Origin of the sequence: Muriicola sp. Z0-33 (genome assembly GCF_026126425.1) — a bacterium.
In the GTDB taxonomy this organism is placed as follows: domain Bacteria; phylum Bacteroidota; class Bacteroidia; order Flavobacteriales; family Flavobacteriaceae; genus JAFMPW01.
This window is the reverse complement of sequence record NZ_JAFMPW010000043.1, coordinates 1-560: the sequence shown is the minus strand read 5'-3', so window position 1 is coordinate 560 and position 560 is coordinate 1. Positions and strand designations below refer to the sequence as shown.

Sequence of the window (560 nt, the reverse complement as noted above, 5' to 3'; positions counted from 1 at the left end):
TATACCTATCTATGGAGTAATGGTGCCACCACCCAGGATATTAGTGGTTTACTAGCCGGTACCTATACGGTGACCATCACCGATGCCAATGGCTGTGAGACTACAGACGGGGCTACCGTTGGCCAGCCACAAGCTCCACTAACATGCAGTATTTTTCTAGTGCAACATGTGTCTATCAACGGAGGCAATGATGGCTCGGCCGTAGCCAATTTTTCAGGCGGATCCGCCCCATTTACCTATTTATGGGCTAACGGAGAGACCACCCAGCAAGCTACGGCTTTAACTGCAGGGACCCAAAGTGTAACCGTTACCGATGCCAATGGCTGTACGACGATGTGCGAGGTACTGATAACCGAGCCCGACGAATTGTTGTGTGATATCAGTTTGGTCAATAATGTCTTGTGTTTTGGCGAGTCTACAGGCAGTGCCACTGCCAATCCAACAGGAGGCGTAGCACCTTTTAGCTACAGCTGGGATAATGGTGAAACCACCCAGACAGCATTGGCCTTGAATGTTGGGTTACATTCCGTACTAATTACTGATGCCAATGGGGCACAAAC

General features: G+C 49.6%; 1 protein-coding gene. It reads left to right on the top strand.

Going from position 1 to position 560, the window contains the following annotated elements; all coding sequences use genetic code 11:
- On the top strand, nt 1–560 hold a 560-nt coding region (locus tag J1G40_RS18285; protein ID WP_265244106.1), incomplete at both ends, for a SprB repeat-containing protein.